Source organism: Streptomyces sp. NPDC058662, assembly GCF_042716255.1.
Taxonomy (GTDB): Bacteria; Actinomycetota; Actinomycetes; order Streptomycetales; family Streptomycetaceae; genus Streptomyces.
The window spans coordinates 1-3804 of the sequence record NZ_JBHXRU010000197.1 but is presented as its reverse complement, the minus strand read 5'-3'; the positions used below and the strand labels follow the sequence as shown (position 1 = coordinate 3804).

The window sequence follows — 3804 nt, the reverse complement described above, 5'->3', positions numbered from 1 at the left end:
GCGGGCGGGGGGGCCCCCCCCCCCCGCGGCCGGGGGCGGGGCCGGTCAGTCCGGTGGCCGGTCCGCCGGCCTCGGGGGCCGGCCGCGGCGGGGGATCGGCCCGGGGGCCGAGGGCAGCCGGCCGGCCTCGGACAGGGCCCGGCGCAGGAGGAACTCGATCTGCGCGTTCGCGCTCCGCAGCTCCTCGCCCGCCCAGCGCGCCAGCGCGTCGTAGACCTGGGGGTCGAGCCGCAGCAGCACCTGCTTGCGCGCCTGCCGGGCCGAGGGCCGGGGCGCGGCGGCCGGTGCGCCGCCGTCCTCGCCGGGCTCGCCCCGCTCCGGTCCGGACGCCTCGTCCGGGCCGGGCGGCGGGGGTGTGCTGCCGGGCGGGGTCACTGGTAGAGGGTGCCCGTGTTGAGCACCGGCTGGGCGGCGCGGTCTCCGCAGAGGACCACCATCAGGTTGGAGACCATCGCGGCCTTGCGCTCGGAGTCCAGCTCCACGATCTCCTGCTCGGCCAGGCGGGTCAGTGCCAGTTCGACCATGCCCACGGCCCCCTCCACGATCTGCTTGCGGGCCGCCACGACCGCGCCCGCCTGCTGGCGCTGGAGCATCGCGGAGGCGATCTCCGGAGCGTACGCCAGGTGTGTGAAGCGGGACTCGATGATGTGGACGCCGGCCGCGTCGACCCGCGCGTGCAGTTCCACGGCGAGCTTCTCGGTGATCTCCTCCGCGTTCCCGCGGAGCGAGAGGCCGCCCTCCTCGTGGGCGTCGTACGGGTACTCGATCGCGATGTGCCGCACCGCCGCCTCGGTCTGCGTCTCGACGAACTCGGTGAAGTCCTCGACCTCGAAGGTGGCCCGCGCGGTGTCCTGCACCTTCCACACGACGACGGCCGCGAGCTCGATCGGGTTGCCGTAGGCGTCGTTGACCTTCAGCACCGCCGTCTCGTGGTTGCGGACCCTGGTGGAGATCTTCGCGCGGGAGGTGAGGGGGTTGACCCAGCGCAGGCCGTCGGCGCGGATCGTGCCGCGGTAGCGACCGAACAGCTGGACGACGCGGGCCTCGCCGGGCGCGATCGTGTTCAGTCCGCTCATCGCGAGGACCGCCGCGAGGAAGAGGAGGACGCCGCCCGTGACCAGAGCGGCCTTGAGGGCCGTACCGGCCGCCGTCGCACCGGCGACGACCAGGCCCACGCCGCCGAGGACGCCGAGCAGGCCGAGCAGGAGGGCCAGGCCCCCGCCCACGCTGTTGGCGGTGAATTCCCGTACGCCGATGGCTGGCGTCGCGTCAGAGTTCGTCATCGTTTGCCCCGTTTCTCGCGGTCGCGGCCGATCGGGTCGCTTAGCAAAGTGATATCACTTTTTCCGCGCATGGCAACCCTTGGGGCATGGTGGGCGTCGGTTCCATTGGCGCGGGTGCTGATTCTCACGTCCGAATTGACCGTTATTGGCCGTACTTGGTCAGCCTTTGTCACAGCCTGCGGTGTTAGCTTTCTGAGCTGACGTCGGGGGGTTAACGAGCGGAGCGGGAGCGATGGGCCGAGCAGAAGCGCGTAAGGCGCAGCAGCAGCGCGGTGCGCGGCGGGCGCCGAGCGGACGCACCAGAGGCACGGGGAAGAGCGGCAAACCCACGGGCATACGCCGCTTCTTCACCTGGAAGAAGCTCCTCGGCACGTTCTTCACGGTCACCCTGCTCGGCATGGGCGCGCTGATCGGGCTCTACTTCTACGTCGAGGAGCCCAACCCCAACGCGCAGGCGCTCCAGCAGAGCAATGTCTACAAGTACGCCGACGGCACGACGATGGCGACCAAGGGCACCGTCAACCGCGAGATCCTGCCGATCGACAAGATCCCGAAGGACGTCCAGGAGGCGTTCATCGCGATCGAGAACAAGTCCTTCCGCAAGGACAACGGCGTCGACCTCAAGGGCCTCGCGCGCGGGCTCTGGAACACCGCCACGGGCCAGGGGCGGGCCGGCGGCTCCACCATCACCCAGCAGTACGTCAAGAACTACTACCTGACCCAGGAGCAGACCCCGACCCGCAAGCTCAAGGAACTGGTCATCTCCCTCAAGGTCGACCAGCGCATGAAGAAGCCCGAGATCCTCGCGGGCTACCTGAACACCAGCTACTTCGGCCGCGGCGCCTACGGCATCCAGGCCGCCGCCCAGGCCTACTACGGCGTCGACGCCGAGAAGCTGAGCCTGGAGCAGGGCGCCTACCTCGCCACCCTCGTCCAGGCCCCGAGCCAGTACGACTGGAGCACGGCGAGCGACGAGACCAAGGGCCGCATCAAGATCCGCTACGACGCCACCCTCGTCAACATGGTCGAGATGGGCGAGCTGGACGAGGCCAAGCGCCAGACGATGCAGTTCGCGGAGCCGCAGCCGCCACAGCCCCCGACGGGCATGGACGGGCAGAAGGGCTACCTGGTCCAGGCCGCCGAGGCCGAACTGAACAGCCAGGGCGTCGAGAAGAAGCTGATCGACGCCGGCGGCTGGACGTTCCACCTCAACATCGACCCGAAGAAGCAGGAAGCGCTGGAGAAGGCCGTCCACGACGAGCTGGAGTCCAAGCTCGACCGCAAGGACACCAAGAACCGCCCCATCGACCAGAACGTCCAGGCCGGCGCGACCTCCGTGGACCCGAAGACCGGCCACATCGTCGCCATGTACGGCGGCACGGGCCTGAAGGACCACTGGTCGAGCAACGCCCTGCGCAAGGACTTCCAGCCCGGCTCGACCTTCAAGCCGATCGTGCTCGCCTCCGCCCTGGAGAACAAGGCGACCACGCAGGACGGCAAGCCGATCACCCCGAACGCGCTCTACGACGGCACCAACAAGCGGCCCGTGGTCGGCAGCAAGATCCCCTTCGCCCCGGAGAACCAGGACCAGCGGAACTTCGGCGACCCGATGATCTCGGTCCAGGACGCCACCAACTACTCGGTGAACTCCGTCTACGCGCAGATGATCGTGGACGTGGGCCCCAAGGACGTCAAGAAGACGGCCCTGACCCTCGGCATGAAGGACCGCGAGGGCTGGCCCGAGGACAAGCCGGCCATGGCCCTCGGCACGATGAGCGCGAACACCGTCGAGATGGCCGCCGTCTACGCGACCCTCGACAACCACGGCAAGAAGGTCACGCCGAGCATCATCAAGAAGGCCGAGCACAAGGACCGCGTCGTGGAGCCGGTGGACGCGGTCGGCGAGCAGGCCATCAGCCGCCAGACCGCGGACACCGTCACCAAGGTGCTCAACGGCGTCGTCAACGACGAGGGCGGCTCCGGCAACAAGGTCCGCAGCAGCGTCTACGAGGCCGCCGGCAAGACCGGCACCACCGAGTCCAACGTGGCGGCCTGGTTCACCGGCTACACCCCCGAACTGGTCACCGTCGTGGCGATGTTCGGCGAGGAGCCGGTCCCTCCGCACAAGCAGACCACGCTGACCGGCACGGCGGGCCTCGGCCGCGCGGGCGGATCCTCCTTCCCCGCGTCCATCTGGAAGGCGTACACCCTCGCCGTCCTCAAGGGCGGGGACACCGACAAGTTCGACCTGTCCGAGGCGGAGATGGGCGCCGTGCAGGCCCCGTCGCGCACCGCCTCCTCGACGCCCACGGCGAGCCAGACCCCGCCCCCGCCGCCGAGCAGCACCCCGCCGGCGAACACGCCGGATCCGACGAAGACCACCACCAAGTCGCCGGACCCGACGAAGACCACCACCAAGTCGCCCGATCCGACGAAGACCACCACCAAGTCGCCGGATGCGAGCAACAAGCCCCCGGACGTGCCGCTGTTCCCGCAGGAGCCGCAGCACTGATGACGACGC

The 3804-nt window shown here is 69.6% G+C and carries 3 protein-coding genes; 1 reads left to right on the top strand and 2 read right to left on the bottom strand.

The window, feature by feature from the left end:
- Positions 1–45: 45 nt before the first annotated feature.
- On the bottom strand, positions 46–375 hold the full coding sequence (locus ACFWUQ_RS31280) for an AT hook motif protein (RefSeq protein ID WP_384544769.1): 330 nt from the start codon (positions 373–375) through the stop codon (positions 46–48).
- Positions 372–1283 carry an SPFH domain-containing protein gene (locus ACFWUQ_RS31275; protein WP_384544767.1) on the bottom strand — a complete coding sequence of 304 codons (912 nt, stop codon included), beginning with the start codon at positions 1281–1283 and terminating at the stop codon, positions 372–374. The genes ACFWUQ_RS31280 and ACFWUQ_RS31275 overlap by 4 nt, the downstream gene beginning before the upstream one ends.
- A gap of 232 nt (positions 1284–1515) precedes the next feature.
- On the opposite strand from ACFWUQ_RS31275, the gene ACFWUQ_RS31270 reads away from it, so the two are divergent.
- On the top strand, positions 1516–3795 hold the full coding sequence (locus tag ACFWUQ_RS31270) for a transglycosylase domain-containing protein (protein ID WP_384544765.1): 2280 nt from the start codon (positions 1516–1518) through the stop codon (positions 3793–3795).
- The last annotated feature ends 9 nt before the right edge of the window (positions 3796–3804 follow it).